Source organism: Paenibacillus liaoningensis (genome assembly GCF_059609455.1).
In genome coordinates this window covers 134,586-159,548 of the sequence record NZ_JCAALU010000001.1, presented here as the reverse complement: position 1 = coordinate 159,548, position 24,963 = coordinate 134,586, and the positions used below count along the sequence as shown (strand labels likewise).

Genomic DNA, 24,963 nt, shown 5'->3' with positions numbered 1-24,963 from the left:
GGGCGCCTTCTTTCTTAATATCTTTTTTAAAAGCATGTTGAAAAGGCAAGCGGAGTGAAAGGTTTGAGCTGGAGAAGCGGTAGCGTTCGCATTTGTCATTGGATTTCTACAGCTAGATCCGTTTTTATTCAAGAAATCCAGTGGCAATAGCGATCGTAAGCCAAACCTTTCACGCAGTGATGATCCTTTTTCACCATGCTTTTAGTAAGTATAAGCAAGCAAAGCCATTAGGTTGTCGAAGGAATAGGCCTGCTGAGCTGCCGTGTCGCCAAAGCCGCCGAGCAGCGGGCTTCCGACCTCCTCGATTTGGAACTCATTCATTTTGCCAATACTGTCGGCATATAGGGTCTGGTCGCCAATCACGGAGCCAATCATCGCCGTTATCGCGTAGATGGCAGTGGAGCGCGTATCCGTCGTGGCTGCGCCTTCCTTCGTGTATTGGCCGTAAAGCGTACCTGCCTTCACCTTATCCTTTATGTATCGGATGCTTTCGGGTTTTTCTTCACCCATTTCGGCTAATATCAGCACAGTTAACAAAGATTCCACCATATTAATATGATCCGAGCTGTATTTACCTTTGCCATAATCATAACGCGTCTCATAGAAAGGAAATTCATTCGTTAAATAACCGTCCTTGATGACTTTCTCCATATTAGCGATCAGCGTTTGCCGCTCCCCCGCCTCGATAGGCAGCAGCCCCAGCGTCTTCAAATCGATATAGCAGAGCGTAATAAAATCATTCGTTATTTTGTATGTTTCATCATAAAAATCATACAAATAGCCATTTTTCACATTATGCTCGTAAAAACGCTTGCCGAAGCTGTCGGCCTCCTGCTTGTAGCCTTCATTTTGAAAAACATCGCCGGCCTCATAAAGCGCCCGGATGATGCGCAAATCGTCAACCGCTGCGTTCAGCGTATAACGCTTTTGCAGCTTGGGGCTGAAGCGGTAGCTGAATGCCGTCTCCATATTGAACGATTGCTTGGCGCGGGCCCACTCCTCCTCGAAAGCAGACTTTTGCTGCGTTAACGCTTTGAAGCGCATCATAAGTCCCGCTGACTCGCTAAGCATTTCATGCCCCGTCGTCAGCTCCGCATTTTGCTCCGTATCCTGCAAGTTCGTATAAATGCCAGCGGTTCCAGACAGCTCAGTCGTTATAAAATGATACAGCTTCTGCCGCTTGTCCTGCATTTGCAGCTTGTCACCATAATGCTGCTCTGGCAGCAATGCTGCCATAGGCGTGTCCTGTGGCGCTGCCGAGGATGTAGGCAATGAGGATGGAGCTGGCTGCTCCGAGCGTCCACATGCCGTCAACAATAACACGAACGTTATTGCGGTTAAGATCACTTTTTTGCCCGAACCGCTTGATTGTATTTTACGCATCCATCTGCCTCGTTTCTCTGAATCCGGGTTTAAAACATTTGGTCCACATCGTCTGGATCTAGGTTATCCCACGCTCCCATTATGTCCGCTGGCGCCGGATTAAAACGATATTTTGCCAAATCCAGCTTGCCCTGCGCACTAACCTCGATGCCCTCTTCCTCCAAGCGGGACCGCTGCTCCATATTCCCCTCTTCACTCGGGATGGCGATTTCGCCTTGCGCATTGACAACCCGGTGCCACGGCAGCTGATGGATGCTGCTCTGCGTATGCAAAATCCGCACGACCTGGCGCGCTCCTCTGCGGCTTCCCGCAAGCTCGGCAATCTGCCCATAGCTCATGACAGTGCCTGCTGGAATGCGTTTTATAATTTCAATAACTCTTTTCGTAAATGGCTGCATGATGGCCTCCGCTAGAAAGCTTATTTTTCTTTTGAAAAGATTGTAACATGTTTCAGCATTCGACTGGTTTCTACATTTAATATTTACACGCAAATCTAAAAATAAATTCAAAAAAGGCAAGCACGTCGTTCCCTGGGGAACTTCGGCCTGCCTTATTTTACAATATACATACTTATAAAATTATTGATTGATCAATTACAAATGAGTGAAATAAGCTGCCCGATTAAGCCTTGCTTGCCATATAGGAAATCTGCTCCAGCCATGCTTTGCGCGTTGCCTCATCAGATGCTGGAACGGATTCGAAGAACAGATGATACATAACCTTCAGCCCGCTCGGCTACTTGCGCTGTAGTTGCGCGATAATAACCAATCTCGGAAAAAACCTCAATAGCCGCAGATACGATGTCGGAACGCCTGCTGGCAGCTGTTGCCGTTCCTTTTGCCATAAACGCACCAAACCTTTCAATTGGTATTGATTGATCAATCACTAACTTGATTTAAACTATATCCGATCCAAGGTGAAACGGCTGTCGCCATCCTTTGGCGGCGCGGCGCGTTTCAGTCCGAGAAATATAAGCTGATTATAAGAGTGAAACCTATAAATTCTTATATTTTTAAAAAGACTTGCAAGTCCTTTGTTTCAAAAAGTTTTGCCTGACTGCTTGACTTGGAGTCGCCTCCAAGTTGTACGCTAATGCCATCAAGAGCAGCATCAACAGCTAGCTGCTGGTTTGATTGCCAACCTTATCGAGGAGGAAACATAATGAACAAGCAAATAGATGTACAAACCGCGCTCATTACAGGCGCTAACAATGGAATTGGGCTAGCGCTCACTCGCAGGCTGCTTGGGGAAGGCTGGCATGTTGCCGCGCTCATTCGTTCCGATTTTCTAGAGGACGATGAGGAGATTCAAGCTGCTCTGCGCAAGGGACAGCTTCGCATTTACAAAGCCGATTTAGCTGATTTTGCAAGCTTAAAGCAGGCAATGAAGCAAATTAAAGCAGCAGAAGCCAAGCTGGATGTGCTATTCAACAATGCAGGAGGCAGCTTCTCGGAGCTATCCATAACCAAGCAAGGGCGGGAGCAGCATTTTGATTTGCAGACGGTCGCGCCTTATGCCGTCTTTATGGAGCTGAAGGAGCTGCTCAAAAAAGGAAGCTATAAGACGATCGTTAATACGTCGACCAGCTCTTTCAAAACTTTAAAGAAATTCGACGCGAAAACGTTGGAGCGCCCAACGGAATTCAAGAAGCTGTTCGGTCCCTACTCCACCTCCAAGCTCGCTCTTTCCTTGTGGACAAAGGAGCTGGCTCCAGCCCTTGCTGCAGAAGGCCTGCGCATCATCAGCGTTGATCCGGGCGGCAATAATACGATTAGAAAAGGAAAAAGCTCCGGCTTGCCTTTTTATATAAAGCCCATCATGAAGCTATTTTTCCCGCATCCGAGCAAAGGCGCTTCCCTGCTTTATGAAGCAGCGGTCGGCAAGCAGAAGCTCGCAGCGCCTGGCTCTTATCTTGTAAATGGCAAAACCTCTGCGCTGAAATTTACTGACCAAAGCGCCAAAGTGCTAAATCTCGTCAGCTCGATTTATGACCGGGAGTTTGCAAAGCCCCAGTAAGTGTGAGGGTGCTTCAATATAAAGCCCAATTAAGAGCGGCAAGCTGCTGCTCCTAATTGGGCTTTGGACAATCAAACCAACTATATTTCTTTGTAATATAATACCGTCGCATATAGGTTGCCATCACCTGAACGGGCAAATTTCGGAATACGCCCTGCTTCCATAAAGCCCAGCGACTGGTACAAAATATTAGACGGCGCTCCTTCTAGCGTATCTAGGATGAGCAGGCTTCGTTGTTCCGCAACAGCCCGCTCCTCCGCTGCCTGCATCAGCAGTCTGGCAATGCCTTTGCGCCGCTGCTGGGGCTGCACCATCATTTTGGCGATTTCCGCCCGGTGGGACGCATTTTGCTTTTGCGCCAGCTGGAGCTGTACGGTACCGACAATTCGCTCTCCCTCCTTGGCAACCCACAGCAAAGTGCCCGGCTCCAATACGCCTTGCCAATACCCTTTCGCATCCTCCCTGCTAAGTGGCGGCAGGAAGCCGATCGACGCTCCATCGTCTACGACCTCGACAATGAGCCCGGCTAACTCCTCTAACGTATGCTCATCAAGCTCTGTCAGCTCTGCTACTCGCAACGATTGGCCCATGCCCTCAGCTCCTTTTTCATACTCCTTTTTCATCTCTGTTTCATCCTCTCTAGCATATCCAATTTGTAATTTGAGCTCAATATACTAAACATGATCATCGAATAAATCTTCATTGCCGCGAATAATTTCTGTAAAGACACATCGGAGATGTCCGGCACTATGATGCCAATGGTCAACGTTTTGCGTAGCTACAAGCTTCAAAGCCAAAAAATTGGTGAAACGTTTTTCCTATAGGAGGCTTAAGATGCAAAAAATAAAGCTTTTTTCCGGTACATCCAACCGCAAGCTCGCTGAGCAGGTCTGTTCTTTGCTTGGGCAGCCGCTTGGCGATGTCGCTATTACCCGCCAGCAAAGCGGCGAAATTCACGTTTCCTACCAAGAGCCGATCCGCACCTGCGACGTCTTTATTATTCAAGCGATGTCCCATCCGGTTAATGAACATTTGGTCGAGCTGCTTGTGCTCATTGATGCTGCCAAACGTGCCTCGGCAAATAAAATCAATTTGATTTTGCCCTATTACGGCTATGCCCGGCAAGAGCGAAAAACCGCGCCACGCGAGCCGATTTCGGCGAAGCTAGTCGCCGAGGTGCTGACGACCGTAGGGGCGAACCGCATCGTAACGATTGATCTTCATGCCGATCCGATTCAAGGCTTTTTTGAAATTCCGGTTGACCATTTAACCGCCCTCGACCTTATTATCCATCATTTAAAAAACAAAAATATTGAAAATCCGGTCGTCGTCTCTCCCGATGCAGGACGTGCTTCCACAGCGGAAAAGCTTGCTGGCGAGCTCAATTGCCCATTCGCCATTATGATCAAAAACCGCCCGGCCCACAACCAGACGGAGATTACGCATATTATTGGCGATGTAGCGGGCAAAACGCCGATTATCATTGAGGATTTGATTGATACCGGGAATACAATCGTCAATGTCGTTAATGCCCTTAAGCAAAATGGCGCCGGGAATGCTTATGTTTGTGCGACACATGGGCTTTTTTCGGGAGGGGCACGAAATTTGCTGGCATCGCCTAATATCAGTGAAATCGTCGTCACCGATACGATTGCGATGCAGGAGGAGCATGAAGCTTTTGGTGAAAAGCTTGTCATCCTGCCAATAGCTCCTATAATCGCTGCTGCCGTACAAATTATTATTCAGGGCGGCTCCATCGATACACAGGTAAACTCGGGCAAGGTTTAACATTTGGCTTCCTTGTTCAGCATACATGTATGCCATGTTTGCTCGCGGTTTTGGAGGATGAAGGGCTGCTGTGTCCCTTCCCATCCCTCCTTCCTCCTCGTCCTGTTTGGTTTGATTACCGCATAGGAATGGGACCCACTGCCGTGATCCGCTGCGCGATTTCCTCCGCCTGCAGTAGGGACGACAAAGGATCGGATAAAAAATATTTATTCCATTCCAAGTAAATGACTTCACATGACGGCTTTTTATCCAATTCAGACTTTAGCATCGATTGGGCAGAAGGGCTGCCCTGCGAACTATTCAGCATGAGCAAATAGTCGCCAAGAAACCTGCTAATCGCGCTTCTTTCAATTTGGGCGTATTCAAGCCTCTGCTCCATGATCTCACGGCGTACTTTTTCGGCAGGCTTGAACCCCAGCAGCTCATAGGCAGCTCTGCCTCCACGGCCTTTGCTGTTCCCAACCAAATCGACATGCTCCGACCAATTCGGGTCAGCTATTGTAAATGTCCGCTCAGACGAAACATATGTGCTTACATGATGGCGTACTAGAGAAATTCGCCGTGCGAACTCGTCCAGCCAATTAGCCGCTTCCTTTTTTCGATTCAAAATATGACCCATCGCCTGAATTTCCTCCGCTACAGTCTGGTACGCTTCACTTTGAAAAACAACCGTTGGCGCGATGCGGGCATACGAGGCGTATGCACAGGGGTTCCAGGTAATAATCAAATCCGGCTCCAGTTCCAGCACTTTTTCCAGAGAGATTTGGTTATGGTTGCCGATATTGTTCACCTCCGCATTCATATAGGGCGCAAACCACTCCTTGCTCCCGATCAAAGAATGCGGCGCTCCTAGCGGCGTAACCCCTACCGCCAATACGTGGCCGATATCCCAATCCACGACTACCCGACTAGGCCTATCCGGAACTTGAATGCTGCCCATTGGCGTAGCAATCGTTCTTGTCCTGGTTTCGATGGATTTGCTGTTTGCCCGATTTGCCGTCCCTTCGCTATCCGTTCCTAACCATACCTTTACAGCTGAACCGAGATCTCCAGCTCCTATTTCAAAGGCTGGCCCGTGTTTTTTAAGCTGTTCCCTATAAGACATAGGTGAAATTCCAAAATTTTTTTTAAAATAACGGCTTAATGTAAATCCATTCGCATATCCCACTTGCTCGGCAATATTTTGCAGAGTCGCTTCCGTTTGTCTGAGCAGCCTCGATGCTTGGGCCATGCGAATTTGGGACAGCACACGTCCCGGGCTCGTATGCAGCCGATTTTGGAACAGACGATTTAAATAACGGGGGCTGCAATGAAAAATAACGGCTACGTGCTCAACGGTTATCTGCTCTTTATAATGCTCCGCCAAATAGCCGATGACCTGCATGGTTCGGTCAGGGCTCAAAGCTAGCGCGCGATGCTGCCGAATTTGCTTTAACAGCTCGTACAGCCATTGATAAAATTGTGCGGTCGATTGGATACGCTCCAAATAATCAATGTTTTCCCATTGCTTCTGCAGCTGCACCACATGCTCCAAAAGCGGTGAAGGATAGGACAGCTGCATGCCAAAGTGGGCATTCAAATCCGCAGCTTCCACGGGCAAAGGCCCCAAAAACATATAAACAACCCAATAAAGCTCTATCGCCTCATCGGCTATGACACTTAAATGCGCCCCTTGGCTGCCATGAATGGCATAGCAGGTATCAACCCTGTGCATTTCTTGATTCAGCCACACGATGCCTCGGCCGCGCGTTACAAATAAAAAAGTGTTGGACGGGCATATTTGCGAGCTCGGTACCTGATTACTTTCATATTCATAACGTCGTACATCCAATAGCCGAATTGGCCTATTGTCCCACAGCGCTGCATACTGCTCTATATCCATTAAGAAAGCTCCTATCGTTAGCTTCAAAACAAGCATACGTTCTCATCATATATGATAACAATTCTCAATACAAATATATATCAAGTTCCGAAACGGGTATGCCCTCGGTCCGAATTGGTCATTGTACAATCTGAAAAATTCATCTAAAGTGGGATTTAAATGAAAATTGTTATCAATTAGAAAGAGGGTACAAAATGTTTAGACAACAAGCTTTTTACAAAATGGCATGCCTCGCCATGCTGTTACTTGCAGTATTTCTCTCTGGCTGCACTAATCAAGAGACTACCGATCAAGTGGAAGATGCAGTCGAAATTCCGAAAACCCGGATGATAAACACGTCCCTTGGAGAGATCGAAATCCCTGCTCAGCCAGAGCGCATCATTGTAGATTGGAATATTGGGCATGTGCTCGCTGTAGGCGTCACTCCTATCGGAGTGCCTCACAGCCTTCTCGATTATGGCGAATTTATGCGCAAACCTCTGGAGAATACAGCAGATATCGGAAATCACAATCAGGTTTCACTTGAAAAAATGGTAGAGCTTGAGCCTGATCTCATTATTACATGGAGCAAAGATGCCTATGAGTCCTATTCCAAAATTGCTCCGACGGTCGTTTTCGTGCCCGACGAATATGCTTCCATGGAAGAGGAAGTGACCGCTATGGGCGAAATTTTGAATCGCCAGACGGAAGCAAAAGCATGGAACGAGCAGTTTACCCAAAGGGCAGAAGCCGCACGTAAAAAAGCACAGGCTGCCGTACCAGCTGGTGCCACCTTTACGATAGCTGATTTTAATTGGCTCACTAATGTAGGCATCGTTGGAAAAAGTGCAAACCGAGGCGGTAAAGCGGTATACGACTTGCTCGGCCTCACCCCTGCCACAAAGATTAAGCAGGACTTAATCGATAAAGGCGAGGAAAGCATGGATATCAGCTCCGAGCTGTTCGGAGAATATGTCGGCGATTATCTTCTGCTTATGAAGTCCAAGAACAGTGATAAAGAAGATATTCCCGAAATATGGGCGGGGATGGATGCCATGAAAAATAACCGGGTTTATGAGCTCGATATTCATAAATACCTTTCTGCTGATCCTTATACGACGATTTATCAGGCAGAAGAAATTGCTGAAAAATTAGCTGCCAAGCAAACTAAGCTGGAATAAGTGAAAGAGTAGAGCATAATAGACTTGCTCACGTGTTAAATAATCGTCTTCTTTTGGCGGACAGGCTGGTTCAGCAGGACGTTAAAAAAGGAAGTGCAGAAAGGCAACGATCTGCCTTCCGCACTTCCTTTTTTTCGTTTCCCCTATTAGCTAGGCTCCGTGCCCCACACTAAATTTCCGTTTTGATACAAGGTGACCTTCGTATAATCTGCATAAGTCGTCCGTGTCGAGTTAAAAGAATAATCATCCGTCTCGCTGAAATTTGTCCAATCACTCTTATGAATGCGCGTATGAATTTCGCCAGATGTCCCGCCCGCTGGGATGCTGCCCGCGCCAGAGCCAAAGGACAGCTCTACATAATAATCGGCGCCTGTCCGCGGCGTACTCAGCTTGACGAAGCTGCCCGATACATTACCGTTGCCTACTTGGGCATAGTCGCTGAAGAAGTTTTGCTGTTTTTCCCCGTCAATCGTATACCAGTAGCGGATCTTTAGTCCGCTCATTGCGACGGGAGTCGTCCCGTTATTTTTTATGATGAACTGCGGCTTAAGCTGGTTATCCCCTGCATTATTATCCCCTACTCGATAAGCTACCGCTAAGGCGCCAGAAGGCTGCTCTGGCCCGGTCGTACCGCTCGGTGTAGCAACGGCTTCAGCCGAGGCTGCTCCCGTACCAGCACTGTTGGCCGCCTGAATAATATAATAATAGGTCGTTCCGTTCGTAACGGCTGTGTCATTATAGACGCTGCCAGATACAGCAGCAGAAAGCGTCGTATATGGCCCGCCGCTCGTCGTTGCCCGTTTCACCGTATACGAGGTCGCGCCGGCTACCGCATTCCAAGCAAGCTGAACCTGCATGCTGCCAGCTGTCGCTGTTAGGCCAGTCGGTGCAGCAGGAACGAGCGGCCCCTCAGGCGTCTGGACCGTTTCCAGCACCGACCAATAGGCAGGCTTGGACTGCAAACGCTCATCGAACAGCAGCGGCCAATTGTTGCGGGTTACCGGGAAGGTGCGAAGCCACGTATGCGCATCATCCTTGCCCCATAAGGTTACATTCGTAACGGTGTCCGTATGCCGCAAAAACACCTGAAACAGCGCTTTGTACAAGTTGGCTTGGCGCTGCTTCAGCTCCGCGGAGAATGTATCGTAGGATTGCGAATTATCCGAATAGACGCTAATGTCGAGCTCGGTAATATGCGTCTCCAGTCCAAGCGCTTTGAACTTGATGATGGAGCTTTCAATTTCCGCAAGTGTTGGATAATAAAGACTAATATGCGTCTGGTGGCCAACGCCATCAACCGGAACGCCTTTGGCCTGCAAACGGGTAATTAAGTTATACAGTGCCTGGCTTTTTGCCGATTCATGTGTATTGTAATCGTTAATGAACAGCTTCACGGTCGGGTCCACTGCGTGGGCGAACTCGAACGCTTTTTCAATATATTCTTCCCCTGCAATTTGATACCACAGGCTGCGGCGCAAGCCATCTGGCTGCGATGCATCGATAACCTCATTAACTACATCCCACGCATAAATTTTGCCCTCATATCGTTCCATTACAGTCTGAATGTGATTTTGCATGCGTGCATACAGCACCGCTTTGCTGACTAAATTTCCGTTCGCATCACGAAACACCCAGTCAGGTGTTTGTGAATGCCAGACTAGTGTATGCCCGCGCACTTGCTGGCCATTTTGCACTCCGAAAGCTACCGCAGCATCTGCCTCCGTAAAATTAAACACATTCTCCTGCGGCTCCGTGCTGTCCCACTTCAGCACATTGCCAGGTGTGACGCTGTTAAAATGCTTGGAAAGCAGCTGTTTATCCGGAACGGTCAGCAGCTCATCATTGGTAAAAGCTGAGCCAATTAAAAATTTTCCGGCAAAGGCATCTTTAAGCGACGGTATGGTGTCTTCAATTATAATCGGTCCAAGATCCGGCTGCCGCTCAAAACGAAAATCATCAAGGTAAAAGGAAGCGGTTGCACTTCCTGGCACCTCAAAATAAACCGCTACCTGTGTGGCTGGCTCAAGCATTTTGAATGTAGCCTGCAGCTTCGTCCAGCCGCTCGCTGTGACCGCTCCAGATGCAATATTTTCATAGCGGGTACCAGCAGGCAATGTGCGCTGAAGAGACATTGAAATATTGGCGTTTGCTGCTCCAGCAGGCAGCTTGACCCAGCCAATAAACTCATACGTTTGCCCAATCTCAAGCTGGCTTGTCACATCAAGAGAAGGCCCATGCCAAGTGCTTGTGCGTCCACTAACCGCCAAGCCGTATGCTCCGCTGCGCGCTGCTGCTGCATTTGCAGCCAAAACCTCCACACTGCCGCGGCCAACCCATTGCTGCACCGTACCATCCTCAAAATCGCTTTGCTGAAGCAAGGTATTCCCGGTTTCCACCGCTTGCACAGGCTTTGCCCAGTAAAGGGGAAGCAATAAACTTACGATAATTAGAAATTTAAGCGCTTTCATAAATGGGTAAAGCTGACGATTGCTCATTCTTTAATTCACTCCTTTTCCTATTCGGGTATGGTAACCACTCACAAATCCGAAGTACTGTCGTTCCACCTACTTAAACGAAGATAACGACTTATACTTGTCTATATTTTTAGACAGACGCGCCTCCTCCCTATTTTGGTTGGAAGAGCCGACCCTTTTGCAAGCAAGATACCCGATAGTTAGAGCTGGGAACGACCCCTATGAAAAATTATACATCTTCCTAGCTAAGCCTACAATATCAATTAATAGGAAAATTTGTAACAAAAACTTGGTCCTTTACCCTAACGAACGCAAGCTTACTGATTATAAGGGGAATAGACACTTACGGTTGGAGCTGGCGTTGGCGCATTTTTTTTGAACGTGATTTTGTCCATTTTGCGATTTACCAGTCCAATTAACTGGTCAGCCATGTAGGAGGTCGAATATTTAAAGCCCGATTCTTCCCAATAAAGAATAACGCCCATTGCAGCTGACATCTGGTAGCTGAGCAAAATTTCATAGTCTAGAGCAGGGCTGCCCACATCCATAGTTATGTGCATATCGCGCCTCATCGACTCCCGAAGCACGTCGTAAAGCTCAAACCCAAAGCTGCGATCTACGGAAAGCAGCGCCTGAAATTCATCTTTATGTTTTTCAATATGGTCAAACAGCTGCAGCGCCGAAGGATAAATATCTTCTGCCTTTACCAGATCCATCCCCTCGTAAGGGATGAGCAACGTCTCTGCAAAGCCAAGCAGAAATTCGCTTCGTATCTCTTGCAGCAGCTCTTCTTTGCCGACAAAATGCTTATAAAAAGTTCCGCGATTGTAATCCGCCCGCTTTGCCACATCAAGTATGGTCACAGCCTCATATCCTCGCTCTAATATGAGCGACACGAATGCAGCTTTAATCGCTTGACGCGTCCTTCTCGTCCTTCGGTCCAGTTGCTTCTCCGTTGCCAATGCGCTCAGCCTCCAAAGCCTATAGGTAATGTTGTCCCTATTATACCTCATTCGATATTCCATAATAAATGTTATCTAATCTCCCACACCTATTAAACACCCAAAGCTTGCATACAGTGGAATACATTTATACATCATAAGCAAAAATCAACAATTAAGTTTCATATGTTCAATTTCCGTCTATAAGTAGACATACATTCTTTACCTGTCACTTACGTGACATTTAAGAAAGTATTGATTATTGTCGTGACAACATTGTGAAGTGTAACCTGTAATGGCACACATACAACTTATTCATACAAGCTGCGCTCGACTAAATTATACGATAAGGATGCGATAAAACATGGTTACAACAACAACGAAAACCACAGTCATTACAGGCGCCGCTGGCGGTATTGGAAAAGAGCTTGCCCGCCGTTTTGTAGAGCGTAAAGTTAATTTGGTACTGGTAGACTTGAAGCTTGAAGCTTTGCAGCAAGTCGTAGCCGAGCTTGGCCTTGACGATTCCAACTCCCTAATCGTAGCAGCAGACGTCTCCAAAGAAGAAGATGTTGAAAACTACGTAAATAAAGCCGTGGAAAAATTCGGCACAATCGATTATTTCGCTAACAATGCCGGTATCGAAGGTCCATCCGGGCTCATCGAAGAGCAAAGCGTGAAAGCACTTGACCTTGTATATAACGTTAACGTTCGCGGCGTATTCCTTGGTCTTCACTACGTCGTTCCTGTTATGAAAAAACAAAAATCCGGCGCGATTTTGAACACTTCATCACTGGCGGGCCTCATGGGCGCACCTGGCATGTCCCCATATATCATGTCCAAGCATGCCGTAATCGGCTTGACTCGCGTTACAGCTAATGAGCTTGCTCCGCTTGGCATTCGTGTCAACGCCGTTCTTCCAGGTACGATCAATACGCGCATGATGCGCCAAATTGAAGAAAACTTCGGCAATCCAGAGGCATTCAAAAAAGCCAATGAAGCCGCAACGCCGATGGGCCGTTACGGTGAGCCGGAAGAAGTAGCTGCTGTAATGAATTTCCTTCTGTCCGATGAAGCATCTTTCGTTACGGCATCGCTTTATACGGTCGATGGCGGTATGGTTGGACAATAGCAAATAAATATATACAACTAATCGAAAAGGAGACTATCTACAATGAAGCTTGAAAATAAAGTCATCATCATTACAGGTGCGGGAAGCGGCATTGGACGTGCGACTGCCTTGAAGCTTGCTGCCGAAGGCGCTATCGTCGTATCCTCCGACTACAATGAAGCTACAGCCAAAGAAACAGCTGAATTGATCAAGCAAGCTGGCGGACAAGCTTCCGCAATTCGCGCTGACGTTTCCAGCGTGGAAGATGTTAAAAACATGATCGACAAAGCAGTTGAAACGCACGGTACGCTTGATGGAATTTTCAACAATGCCGGCGTTGGCGACATTCGCTCCTTTGAGGATCACACACCAGAATACTTCAACCATGTTATTTCTGTAGACCAATTTGGCGTGTACCTGGGCATCTATTATGCCTCGAAGAAAATGAAAGAGCTTGGTGTTAAAGGTATTATTATCAACACCGCTTCCATCTTCGGTTACATGGCTGCTAAAGGCAGCTTTGCTTACCAAGCCGCTAAGGCTGCTGTTGTCATGATGACGAAATCGGCAGCACTGGAGCTTGCTGATGCGGGCATTCGCGTAACTGCAGTCGCACCAGGCTTCATCGATACACCGATTATCAAGGATGGCGATGATTTCAAAAATTTCCTTGCTGAGCAGCATCTGAGCAAAAAGCTCATTCAGCCGGAGCAAATTGCTGATGTTGTAGCTTTCCTCTTCTCCGAAGAAGCTTCCGCAATCAATGGACAAACGATTCCTGTTGAAGATGGCTTCCTCATCTTTAAACGCTCTTAATTGCTACAAACAAGCAGCATCTGCCGATTACTGGCAGGTGCTGTTTTCTTTTTCTGATTAGTGTATTGTTCCTAAAGTTAGGAATATAGAACTATTCACTTTCTAGTTAAAAAGATCGAAATAGTACTAGGATATGGATTATTATATTTTTATAAACAGAAGGAGAATTATCTATGAAATTCCAAACTATTTTGGCCGAAAACACTGAATTAAAAATTACTACTGGTTTTGCAGGACGCTTTTCCGTATTTATTAATGGCAATAAAATTGAAAAATCAAATGATGGCTACCTCTTCCCGCTCAATGGAGAGACGCAGCAAATTACGGTTAGACGGGCGATGCTTGATAACGTACCGAAGGTGACATGGAATGGCCGCGAAGTGCTGCTCGCCAAAAAACTAAAGAGCTATGAATGGATTTTGAGCGCATTGCCTCTGCTGCTGCTCTTTTTGGGCGGTGCTGTAGGCGGTGCAATTGGTGCCATTGCCATGCTTGGAAACGTTAATCTATTCCGCAGCCAGCTTCCTACTGCCGCGAAGGTCCTCCTCTCCCTGCTTATCTCAGGCTCCGCTTTTATCGTCAATATTCTTGTCGCTATGTTCATTTATTCGATGGTCAACGGCTAGAGAAATGTTAAAATGCCCGTACCCGCAAAGCTCCGTCATGAACTACCCTTGTTGTTATCGTCTACTTTTTATAGTATAAATAGGCATAACAAGGGAGCTGATACTGGTATGTACAAGCATGTTATTTTTGATTTTGACGGTACGATTGCCGACTCTGCTGCCGCTGTATTTACCATCTATAATGAAATGGCGGCACAATATCGTTTTAAGCCTGTAACCGAAGAGGAATATAAGAAGCTGAGCCAGCTATCTTTGCAGGAGCGATTTAAAGCGCTTGACGTTCCCTTTTATCGGTTTATGCTGTTTCGCAAAATCAGCAAGGAATTCAAACGTAAATATAATGAGCATGTTGCTTCGATTCCATTTTGTGACGGGATGCAAGATGTACTAAGCCATTTGCTGCAAAGCGGCATCAAGCTATCCGTTATTACATCCAACGCTGCAAACAACGTCGCAGATTTTTTGCAGCCCCACGGCATTCACACCCTGCATGACATACGCAGCTCCAGCGGTCTGTTCGGCAAGCATAAAACCATTCAAACCTATTTGAAACAAAACCGTCTCCGGCCGGAGGACGTGATCTACGTCGGCGATGAGCTGCGGGATATTGTAGCTTCCCATAAATGCGGCATTAAGGTAATCGGAGTCACTTGGGGACTCGACCCTAAGGAACTGCTGGAATCCGGCAAACCTAGTTTTTTAATTGACCAGCCCCAAGAGCTTTTACGTCTAATAGAATCCACCTCTCCTTAACTTCACAGGAGTCGAAAACATACCAGCCTCTACTGAGTGAAAATCTGCCTGTGCAAAATTTACTCATGAAAAATCCCCTATAAGTAAATTGTAACGAGCTTGCTCCACACTGTTTACTTATAGGGGATAATATAAAGCAGGGCTGACCTTAACTTACCATCAACTTTTTTACTTCTCATAGAATCATACTAAGTACTGTGATAATTCAATGAGGTTCCGATCTGGATCTCGAACATAAACAGAGACAATCGGGCCAAGGGCTCCTGTTCTTTTTACTGGCCCTTCCTCAATTTCAACCCCATTTTTATGTAAATGATGCACGACCTCTTCTATGTTTATATCAGTAATAAAACATAAATCGGCAGACCCAGGTAAAGGGTGCTCAGCTTTGGGTTCAAATTCTTTTCCAGCCTCATGCAAATTTATTTTTTGATTACCAAAACGCAAAGCTTTTCGATTCACACCGAACGTCTCTTCCTTCATTCCCAAAACTTGTGTATAAAAGTGTATAGTCGCTTCTAATTTACTGACAGTTAAAACGAAATGATCAAGCCGTTTTATCATCATTTTCCCTCCAGTTTCGACAATCTACGTACTGCTTCAATCTATTTGGCAACAAATTATACCAAAAAAGTGACAACAACAAAATATTGCTTTTAATTTCGCTATAATTAAGAGCCTGCTGCTATACATTGGAACGGCCCAGCAAATCTGCATAGACCAGCTGAGCCGTCCTGATTATTCTAATTGCACAAAATAAACTCTATCGCACGCGATGAACACCCAGAACATCATTAATCGTGCCATCTATCGACACCTGGACAACATCCTGCTTCACTGTTCCATTATTATAATGAGCTGTAAATGTGAAGCTTAATGTTCCTTTGTTAAGCTTTTCAAAGGAAGCATCCCATAGCGCGCCAGCCCATAATGTGCCCGCCGTATTTTTCACCTCCAGCTTCGTTTTATAGCTGTTCATGGCAACTTCAACGCGCTCTGGCTTCGTATCCGTCCCTGTTTCTGTCGCATTCGCTACCAAAATGAACTTTTCGCCTGCCCAAAATACGCTGTATGCACGCGGAGTTTCTTCATCTCCGCCCTGCTTTTTGTTATAGGATTTACGAATGCTGTTCCAATCGTCCGTATGATTGACCATTCCCGCCACTTTCAGCGGCTGCACTTGAACGGTTTGGGAGATCGTTACTGGTTCGGCTAAACCGTCATCTACCGTTACGCTAAGCTGCCATGCGCCAGTCTGCTCCATTTTGAGCTTCGGCCCTGTCTTGGCGTAAGGATAGGAAACGGTATACTCGTACGCATATTTTTGCCCGGAAGGCGACTGAAGCTCCATCTTTAGAGCCAGCGTATCTTTGTCCGGATCAGCTGCAATCGCCTCGAACGTTACCATATCCCCTTCAAAAATCGGTTTCGGAGACCAGTCTACATCAATCGTTGGCGGGCGATTGGTCACAAAATAAATATACGCATATTTCCCTAGATTGCCCGCTACATCCGTATCTATGACCGTCAATCGATACGCTTGTCCGGGAATTAATCCTGTTACTTGATGAGAACGTGCCGCCTGCTGCAGGGCTATGCTGTATTCGGCCGAACCATCGCCATTTAAATCAATCGTCGTCACACTGCCATCTGTATGAACCTTTTGCATATAAAAGACTCGAGCTGCATGGCCTGAGGATGGGGACGCATCGCTAAAAGCATTAAAATTAACCGTTACCGAGGTCGGTTTGATTTCGAGCTGCTCCTCCACATCATCCGGCTGCACGGTATCCACAAAGAAATAGCCGTTGCTGCTGTAAGGCCCCCATACATAACTGTCATAGGCTCTCGCTTTCCAATAATGCAGACCTTCCTGCAAATTGAATGCTGGTATATGACTGGCTGCAGCACTCGCCATATTAGTGTCCAGCACCCTACGATCCACAGCATGGAAAAATACCTCATAATCGATTGCTGTAATAGGATCATTTTCAGGATCAACGGTAAATACTCGCAAGCTCGGACGATTGTTATTCGTATAGATCGGCTCCGATGTTGTTGCCCCGTTATAGCTAAGCAAGTACGTTGTGGGCGGCGAATCAATGATAAAATATACGACGTTGCTATCATCCGACCATGCTCCACGACTGAATACACGCCCCTGCACCTTCACCTTGCGTCCAATATCTATCGTGCCTGCTTCAAGCTGGAAGCTGACATCACTGCCCGGGTATTCTACCTCCAGCGCCGTTTGGCCATTATCCACATAAGTTAGTTTCAAATAAAACTGTTCCTGCGGATCATTTTCTTTATCCCGATATAACCATTTCAGATTAGGATCGCCCAGGACAACTGTTGGAGCGGAAGAAGAACCTGCCGGATAGGTAATGACCATTTCTGGCTTGGACTGATTGACTGCAGGCAGTGCCTCCTTATAAACTCTCGTCTCCGCCCAGAAGCTCCATGCTCCGTGCATGTCCTTCACCTGCTCCTGAACGATCAGCTCGATGCCGGGACGGCTATAAAGCAATCTTTTCCCTGTTGTCCAGGCGCTTTCGTCCGCCCAGCGTGTCCGAAACAAACGATCCGCCAAATAACCGGGAACATCCGGGTCATAAGACGTATCGTGCGTCAAATAATCCAGCGCTTCCCCTCCAGCGTAAACGGTGCCCGTAAACCAAATATCCGGCTGCGCAATCGGTCTGCGGTGCACATAAAGCGATTTTGTAACCGGCTCCGAGAACAAACGGTAATCAGCCAGTCCGGGATTATCCTGTGCCATATAAGTAATGGCATACAATCCGGGCTTTTCGAGCGAATTTAGCGCAGTTCCAAATGCTCTCCCATCATACTGGCTAAGGCCAAGCGTATTGGCAAAATATTTTGGGTTATGCGCGTAGCTCCATTTTTCCGCCAATTTCGCATCCGTCTCAGGATCATTAAACAGCTTATTGTATAAAATCTGTTCGCCTATAAGCACGGCTTCATAGGTTTCCTCTGGAATAGAATCGCCATAATTGGTGCGCTTCACTTGGCTAAACGAGGCTTGCTGCTGACCAAGCGACATTAAGCCTGCTGAACCTTTTTTGTAAGTAGCGTCCGTCGCTTCAAGCTTGTTAACCCCATTAATAGAAACTCGGTGTACACCTGCGAGCGATTCTAGCCTGAAAGCATAAGGGATACCCGCACTTAGCGGCATGGCTGCCTGAGCCAAAACGGTCTTGTTGCCGCTCGTCACTTTGTAAAGCGTAAGGGAGCTGCTCGTCCACTCCAATGCGTACATATTTTTTTCATCTTGAATTTGAATAGCTGCCCCTACTGGTCTATCATTCGATAAATGATTAATGGATAGCTCAAATTCAAGCACCTGATTTCTCATTATGCTATTCGGATCGTAAAGCAGTCCGCCCCATGCCTCACTATCAATCTCAACCGTAGCATCGTTTAGCAGACGCGGCAAATCTCCTGTTGATTCACCTGTGAAAGGAATAACTACTTTTTTGCTCGTGAGTGAGCCTGAATATGGTCCCGTATAGATAACATCTGTTCCGATGCCTAAAACCGAACCATTCGGAAGGACATTGGATGAAGCGTTAAAAGCAACTCCATCATAGCCATTTCCATCTGAATATTTCATCGTTTCCGTCACAAAATAGGCTTTGTTCTCATAAGTTTCCGCACCTAAAGACGGCGTTTGATTAATGCCCAATACACCTGCCCAATGCTGTAATTTTTGAAATGTTGAGCTTGCCCAAACTTGCTGGCCACCCGATGTCTGATAAGTAATTTGATTAAATAGCTTCACACCAGATGCCATTGCCCAAAATTCATCCGAAGGCTGTGAAAAAGGACCGATTAAGCCTGTTTTAGGCCATAAAATTTGCGTCATGATCGGATCGCTTGGCGACGGGCTTTTATCATTTGCAACTATAAAATCGTCCAGCATTCGATATGGATTTCTATCATCGCCTCTCGTTATGGAACCGTCCGGCATTATCAAAAAACCATACGGCGTTGCCATAACTCCTGACTTATTTACCGCTGTTTTCGCGAGCTCGTAAGGGAATTTCAATACATCAATCGTGCCGCTGTTTTTCTCCGGCCTCGTAAAGCTATTCGTTGCTGTACCGTAAGACAGAACGCCACTCACCTGAGAATATCCGTAATTTCCAAACTCAAAACGCATGGAAGTCGCATAGCTTTTCATTCGGTCAGCAGACATCGTAATAGCAGAAAGCATGCCATTGCCCGTAACATGATTGGCTATAAGCTGACCATTAGGGTTTACGACATAAAATAATGCCGTCCAATTATCTTCCGTACCTCTGCGCATGTTTGCAGCCACTAACAAATTGCCATTTGCATCGACATCTACACTGCCGATCTGGTAAACGTTCCATGAATCTATTCCTGCATGTACAAGCTTTGTCCAATACAGCGTTTTTTGTGCGATAGAATATTTAGCTACATAAAGCTTTTGCCGAATTTCAAACGTCCGACCTCCGTTGTTTTCCCGATAAGCGACATACAGAAACTGCCGATCTGGCGAAAAAGCAGTGCCGATGACCTTATTGCTCGGATCGTCCCAATAGCTGCTGCCCGCTGCACCTCCAGTCGCTGGGGGTGCGATGTTAGGGTATTCCTCCAATAGCTGCCCGGTCTCGATGTCATATATGCGCAGCGCATCCCCAGAAACATTCACTGTTCCTTCTTCTAGAAAATAAGCCTGCTTCATTTGGGCTGGATGATATTGATAAAATGCCCCTTTGAATGTGCTTCCGGGATGCACATACGTATGTTCAATCTGGCCTGTCCATACATCACGAATGGAAAACACCCAGTTTTTAGACTCTGGCGGTTTGTAGCTATAAGCATAATAATACCCAGCCTCGGTCATCACTGTCGTTTTGTAGCCAGCATAAATTTGACCGATACTGCCTTCCCATGCCGGCAGCGGCTTCACCTTTTTCGCCAAGTTATAGCTTCCATTAAAATCTGCCCATAGCGCATTGCGGGTCGTTAGATTAACTCCATTTGATTTCCAGCTTGCCTTATTTGTCGCCCCTCCTTCATATGGCGTCTTATTAACCCATGATCGCAAAATCGATTCCGGAGAATATGAGGTAATTGGCGGACCGCTGCTCTCCCCCTGATCCGGCTGCTGCGTCAGGCCGATAGCTGTAAAATCCACACTTGGCGCGCGATTAATAATGTCCGTTTCTACAATAGCAGACTGTGCCGACAAGCCATAATCCTCCGTAACCGTTGCCCGGTACTGCCGCTTGCCAACTGTCGCATATTTTACACTATGCACCTCCTTGTAAGTCCCGTTATACAACGTGTGCCATGGTTCCTCATTAAAATCCCCATCATTGTCACCATCGTAACGCTCTTCAAGCAAAAGGCGCTCCAGCTTGTCGCCATCTGGGCTGCTTGCATCCATATAAATCGTGTTTTCGTTATCGCGCACGCCTTGCTCGGCAGCTAAAAGCGCCACTACAGGCGGCTGATCAGGAACAACCTCCAATGGATAAGCCGTCCATTCGCTTTCTCTCCCTTGAGAATCATGGACCTTGCCTTCAAGAGTGTAGGCTCCTAGCTGATCCGGTGCTTTAGCAGGCCATACACCGACCGTATAAGGACCACTATCATTTTTCTTATAGCGAATTTCCGACTTGCTGAAATCAATGGTCACTCCCCGCTCCGACAGTGGTGAAAACGAGTTATTCAGATGATAAGGCTGCGGGAAGGACCTCCCCTGAATCCAGCGCGTTACACCAGAAATGATGGCGACTGGTTTCGGGTCATTGACATAAAGCAACGCCGTATCTGATTGGCTTTCATAGTCGTTAGATACATTCAGCGTAGCCTTATAAACGCCCGGTTCATTAAAGGTCACCGTGGGATGAGAGAAAGCTTTTTGATCAAAATTAAATTCGTCTAAATTTTCAGTTAATTCCCACGAATAATCGGTATATCCTCGGGCTGTCGCCGATAATGTAGCCCGATCACCGGTGAAAATGGAGGTTGGACTCCAGTTTGCATTCACTTCGAGGATTGGTCTTGGCGCAGGCGTCGGCTCGGATCCTCCATTGGAAGCTGTAGCGATTGGCGTAGATGCTCCCGGCTTTGTAACGGTCGTCGTGCATTCAATGGCCTGCTCCGCTGTCGTTCCGTCCGTGAATGTGACTATGGCGCGCATGACAAATGTCTCGGTGAAGCTGTCTCGGCCACTCAACTGGGTTTTCGGTATTGTGAATGCAAATTTATAGCTGATCGTGTCCAATGCCTGAGCTATGTTCTGCGTCTGATATTGGGTCCCGTCTTCAAGGCGGCCAAATACTTTCCAGTTTTTTATTTTAAGCGAGCCTCGCTGTTTTATCGTTGCAGTAATTGTTGAGTTTACAGTAACGTCTTTGTCTGCAAAGGCAACAGTTGATGGATCAGCTTTGCAGGAGCAGTCGAGGTAGGGCTGGTCTATTGGAGGTAGTTTTTCGTATGTGACTCGGACTTCACCTTCGTAATAGTAGGTTTGTCCTGTCCAATCAGTTGATGCTGAAATAAGGTATTTCATTCCTATAGCATTTCCTGTGCAACCATTACAATCGTTATACGACCAGTTAATATTTGTTTTATCCATCGGAACAGCTACTGAGATATAACCATAACCATCGTTTCCTTTTTTAGCTTCTACTATCTTGTGAAATATCTTCTCGAAATTTTTCGAAGTAACTCGTGCGTCTGTAATTTTAATGGTTGATGGAATTAATTTCTTTATAATTACCGACTCGTTATTAAATGTGTAATACTGAGGACCATCAAACTGGGGGTTTGTAACAACAGCCCATCCTTGAGAATCTTTCATATGAGTAGATATTGTCTTTCCAGTCACATCTTTTGATGGTAGTATTCCTGGGCAAATGGACATGTTACCCTGCCAACAAGCATCGCCAGCAGGCGGTGTTACGTTGTAAGTTACACCATCAACACCTTTAAAGACCCATTCTTTACCGTTTGATCGTCTATTAACGGCAAAATACATATCTGGATTGTAGCCTTCAGATGTGGCGGTTACTTTTGTTCCAGAAAACTTTTTCACTGTTATTTCATTATTTGAATAACTAAAATTACTTTGAGCGCTCCCTGAATTGGTTAACTTCAATTCACCTTTACTATTAGCCACCATTGACCAAAGTTCAAAGGATTTAATTTTATAGCCATCCGGAATCAGTGCATTTACAGTAGTTACATTACTTCTACTAGAAGCTAAATCGAAAAGACCATCTGCCCCTAACTTTACTTTATAACTTTTTGTGATAGTTTCAGAGGTAGCAGCCAATATCGTTGGAGGTTGAATCTGAAAAATACCTATTACTATGGAAAAGATCAGTAGTAATGATAATAACGGTTTTATTTTGCCCATACATCTTTAACTCCTGTCAAATAGTAGTCTTTTTGTGAACTGTATGTTCTCAAATGAATTGGAAATCCTCCATATTTCTTCACTTGTGCTTCTATAACCGTCTTAGGAACGAAAGGAAGTTGCCAATTATACTCGACGTTGTTTTTCGTACCAAAATAAAGCTCCATTTTGTTTTTAAATATGCCCTTGCGTTCAATCGTTTTCATGTCATAATAATAAAATTTATCTTGAATTTGAGTTGCAGCTACATCCCCTTCGCCTTCAGTATACATATAGAAACTAGAAGGGCCACTTTCACTTCTATTCGAATCAACTATTAAGTTTTTACTTACGAGTTTATACCCAAAGACAAGCCCAGGTGTCTTTTTTGGATCTAAATCTTTACCGTTCATCTGATACTCTGCACCCTCCAAATACTCAGCATAATAGCCGTTTTTATCGAGTGGATCCATAATTACTAATTGCTGAATCGATACTTCGAAACCTGACCGCATTTCCTTCGTAAACGGTAGCTTCACCAAATCATCTTGGCCTAACATAGTAATCACATTATGATCATGCCATTTAATCTCAGCGGCACTAGAAGCCCCCTGATCTACCGACAGCTTCCCGCCACCAGCAAGCTTCAGCAGGCGCGTGACGATAACCGCCGCTTGTGCCCGAGTAGTCGTACCATCTGGGTCTATCGTTTCCGCCTTGGCTCCTGTACGCGATAGCAAGCCCGCGTTCACGGCGCGGAACATCAACTCATCCGCCGTCAGCTTTGCTCCGCGATACTCAGCATTTGCTCCGCGTACGGCGAGCTTAGCCATTTCCACGCGTGTTACCGCCTTGCTCAGATCGCCCGTAAAATCGCCTGCGGCATAGATTTTCGCATCAGTCAGCGCCTTCTGATAGCCTGCATACCACGGCTTGCCAGCAGGAGCTGCTGCTGCCTCCACCTTCGTCGTCAGCGCAATAACCTTGAGCAGCTCCGCACGCGTAATCGGATTTTGCGGCTTAAACGTTTGATCCGGATACCCGTTCAAAATTCCCGCCTTCACCGCAGCTTCAATCGATTCCTTCGCCCAGTGTCCTGAAATATCCTTAAACACAGGCGCGGCTGCCTCAGCAACTTTAGAATCTACCGACGTTAACGACAACGTAACCGTAAACACTACCGCCACCAACACTAGCCATACAATAGAGCCTTTCCACCATTGCAATCCCATTTTCCCCATCTTATTTAACCTTCTTCCGATTAGATTAGTTTGCATAAATAATAATAGCCAAAGACTTGCTGGCCCTACTTTTGTCCATTATGATTTTCTTCCCCTTATAGGTTTTCAGCAGTCTAGCCTCTAACGCTTTTCCAGCGTCCAGCTTGACCGCATCCCGGTAAGCCGTATCCGCAGACTCGCCTACATAACGGGCCAAGAGTTCCATTAACAACTCCTTATGTAATGAGGGCTTCTCATATAGCCATATCATCGTTGCTTTTTTCCTGCTGTCATACTCCAACACTAATTTATAATCTGCAGGTTTTCCGCTGCCTTCAGGATTAAGCAGCACCGTTTGACCACTAACCATCACATCGCCCGAAAAGCTTTCGAGTGACAAAACCAGCTGCTTCAGCTCCCCCGTAGATGTATAAGCGGACTGCTCCGTAATGCCCCCAGCAGCCCGAAGCTGCGCAGACTGCCAATTCAGCAACCGATAAATGACCACAATCGCTTCCGCACGCGTCATCTTGCGGCCCATCCCGATCCTCCCGGCAGTATCACCCTTCATTAGGCCAAGCTGCTTGGACATATAGACATAGCCTTTCGTGCTCCCCGCCTTGTCCTCGCCTGCTGCCCGAACGAAAAGCCTCGCCGCTTCTCCGCGCGTGATCGCGTGATTCGGCTTGAACTTGGCAGAATCATATTCCGTCATCTTCAATAGACTGAGCTTCAACCCGGCAGCCAAATAAGGGCGGAACCATCCGGTGTCATCCAGAAAAGGCGTGTCCATATTGGCGACCTTAAGCTGCTGTGCTTTTACGACTGCGGCAAGCAGCTCTGCTCGAGTTACCAGCTTATTCGGTCGAAAGGTACCATCCGCATAACCGCTCACATAACCGGATTGTACCGCCTGCTCCACGGGAATACGGGCCCAATGGCCGTCCATATCGTTTAGCTGCTGCTTCGCCTCTGCTGCCTGGGCATGCAAAACCGGATTAAAGGCAAGCGCGACAACAACCGTTAACATAAATTGATTTTTCTTCATGCGGGGACTCCTTCATAGGTAAAATGGCACAGCCCATCCCCCCATAAAGCGCAAAAAAGCACGCAAAAAACCCAGGAGGATTTAAGCGTGCTTCGCTTCATAATTATTTTATACTTTACCCTATTTTATAAAATATTGTCAATCCATTTTTCGGATCTTTTCGTCACAAAAACTCACCAAACTCCTCATTATGCTCCTAAATTCGCTGATTTTCTGCATAAATAACCAATTTTCTACGTTCAGCAGCCGTTATGCGAGCTATCCAAGCCTAGTCGCTCCTCTTCTTTCACTTGTGATTTTTTCCATATTATCGCACTGCCAAAACCCTTATTTCATTCGCTAT

General features: G+C 46.5%; 17 protein-coding genes and 1 pseudogene. 7 read left to right on the top strand and 11 right to left on the bottom strand.

The annotated features are described in order from the left end of the window. Positions 1-201 precede the first annotated feature (201 nt). The 3 genes and pseudogenes from AC6B99_RS00650 to AC6B99_RS00640 all read right to left on the bottom strand — a co-directional run. Positions 202-1,383 (bottom strand): hypothetical protein, encoded by a 1,182-nt coding sequence (locus tag AC6B99_RS00650; RefSeq protein WP_496662511.1) that lies wholly within the window; start codon positions 1,381-1,383, stop codon positions 202-204. A gap of 29 nt (positions 1,384-1,412) precedes the next feature. Further along, positions 1,413-1,781, bottom strand: coding sequence for an MGMT family protein (locus tag AC6B99_RS00645; protein ID WP_494864767.1), 369 nt, complete (start codon positions 1,779-1,781; stop codon positions 1,413-1,415). A 326-nt stretch (positions 1,782-2,107) separates the two neighbouring features. Continuing rightward, positions 2,108-2,227, bottom strand: a pseudogene (locus tag AC6B99_RS00640) (TetR family transcriptional regulator); the annotation flags it as partial. Between the two features lie 317 nt (positions 2,228-2,544). Here AC6B99_RS00640 and AC6B99_RS00635 point away from each other — a divergent pair. Further along, positions 2,545-3,399 carry an SDR family NAD(P)-dependent oxidoreductase gene (locus tag AC6B99_RS00635; protein ID WP_056031095.1) on the top strand — a complete coding sequence of 285 codons (855 nt, stop codon included), beginning with the start codon at positions 2,545-2,547 and terminating at the stop codon, positions 3,397-3,399. A gap of 80 nt (positions 3,400-3,479) precedes the next feature. Here AC6B99_RS00635 and AC6B99_RS00630 read toward each other — a convergent pair whose 3' ends face one another. Beyond that, complete coding sequence (locus AC6B99_RS00630; protein ID WP_056032909.1) at positions 3,480-3,989, bottom strand: GNAT family N-acetyltransferase; 510 nt, start codon at positions 3,987-3,989, stop codon at positions 3,480-3,482. Positions 3,990-4,233: 244 nt separating this feature from the next. Here AC6B99_RS00630 and AC6B99_RS00625 point away from each other — a divergent pair, with 244 nt between their 5' ends. Continuing rightward, positions 4,234-5,187 (top strand): ribose-phosphate diphosphokinase, encoded by a 954-nt coding sequence (locus tag AC6B99_RS00625; RefSeq protein ID WP_494864763.1) that lies wholly within the window; start codon positions 4,234-4,236, stop codon positions 5,185-5,187. Positions 5,188-5,302: 115 nt separating this feature from the next. Here AC6B99_RS00625 and AC6B99_RS00620 read toward each other — a convergent pair whose 3' ends face one another. Continuing rightward, the gene (locus AC6B99_RS00620) at positions 5,303-7,069 is read right to left on the bottom strand and encodes an AraC family transcriptional regulator (RefSeq protein WP_496662510.1); all 1,767 of its coding nucleotides are present in this window, start codon (positions 7,067-7,069) and stop codon (positions 5,303-5,305) included. A gap of 194 nt (positions 7,070-7,263) precedes the next feature. Here AC6B99_RS00620 and AC6B99_RS00615 point away from each other — a divergent pair, with 194 nt between their 5' ends. Next, the gene (locus AC6B99_RS00615; RefSeq protein WP_496662509.1) at positions 7,264-8,229 is read left to right on the top strand and encodes an ABC transporter substrate-binding protein; all 966 of its coding nucleotides are present in this window, start codon (positions 7,264-7,266) and stop codon (positions 8,227-8,229) included. A 146-nt stretch (positions 8,230-8,375) separates the two neighbouring features. Here the strand turns inward: AC6B99_RS00615 and AC6B99_RS00610 are convergent, their stop codons facing one another. Together AC6B99_RS00610 and AC6B99_RS00605 are read right to left on the bottom strand one after the other, a co-directional pair. Beyond that, entirely contained in the window at positions 8,376-10,724 is a 2,349-nt protein-coding gene (locus AC6B99_RS00610; protein WP_496662508.1) for an endo-1,4-beta-xylanase, read from the bottom strand. A gap of 296 nt (positions 10,725-11,020) precedes the next feature. Then, entirely contained in the window at positions 11,021-11,665 is a 645-nt protein-coding gene (locus AC6B99_RS00605) for a TetR/AcrR family transcriptional regulator (RefSeq protein ID WP_496662507.1), read from the bottom strand. Between the two features lie 343 nt (positions 11,666-12,008). Between AC6B99_RS00605 and AC6B99_RS00600 the strand changes: the two genes are divergently transcribed. From AC6B99_RS00600 to AC6B99_RS00585, 4 genes are all read left to right on the top strand, one after another. Further along, positions 12,009-12,776: an SDR family NAD(P)-dependent oxidoreductase gene (locus tag AC6B99_RS00600; RefSeq protein ID WP_496662506.1), complete on the top strand. Its 768-nt coding sequence runs from the start codon at positions 12,009-12,011 to the stop codon at positions 12,774-12,776. A 42-nt stretch (positions 12,777-12,818) separates the two neighbouring features. Then, positions 12,819-13,571, top strand: a complete 753-nt coding sequence (locus tag AC6B99_RS00595; RefSeq protein WP_494878835.1) for an SDR family oxidoreductase — start codon at positions 12,819-12,821, stop codon at positions 13,569-13,571. A gap of 173 nt (positions 13,572-13,744) precedes the next feature. Continuing rightward, on the top strand, positions 13,745-14,197 hold the full coding sequence (locus AC6B99_RS00590; RefSeq protein ID WP_056031120.1) for a hypothetical protein: 453 nt from the start codon (positions 13,745-13,747) through the stop codon (positions 14,195-14,197). Between the two features lie 108 nt (positions 14,198-14,305). Then, entirely contained in the window at positions 14,306-14,950 is a 645-nt protein-coding gene (locus AC6B99_RS00585; RefSeq protein ID WP_494864749.1) for an HAD hydrolase-like protein, read from the top strand. Positions 14,951-15,133: 183 nt separating this feature from the next. On the opposite strand, the gene AC6B99_RS00580 is transcribed toward AC6B99_RS00585, so the two are convergent. The 4 genes from AC6B99_RS00580 to AC6B99_RS00565 form a co-directional block, all read right to left on the bottom strand. Beyond that, positions 15,134-15,514: a VOC family protein gene (locus tag AC6B99_RS00580; protein WP_063892469.1), complete on the bottom strand. Its 381-nt coding sequence runs from the start codon at positions 15,512-15,514 to the stop codon at positions 15,134-15,136. Positions 15,515-15,713: 199 nt separating this feature from the next. Further along, positions 15,714-21,524 carry a PKD domain-containing protein gene (locus AC6B99_RS00575; protein WP_496662505.1) on the bottom strand — a complete coding sequence of 1,937 codons (5,811 nt, stop codon included), beginning with the start codon at positions 21,522-21,524 and terminating at the stop codon, positions 15,714-15,716. Positions 21,525-22,360: 836 nt separating this feature from the next. Then, entirely contained in the window at positions 22,361-23,593 is a 1,233-nt protein-coding gene (locus AC6B99_RS00570; RefSeq protein WP_496662504.1) for an S-layer homology domain-containing protein, read from the bottom strand. Positions 23,594-23,618: 25 nt separating this feature from the next. Next, positions 23,619-24,620, bottom strand: a complete 1,002-nt coding sequence (locus tag AC6B99_RS00565) for an S-layer homology domain-containing protein (RefSeq protein ID WP_494878840.1) — start codon at positions 24,618-24,620, stop codon at positions 23,619-23,621. Positions 24,621-24,963 lie beyond the last annotated feature (343 nt).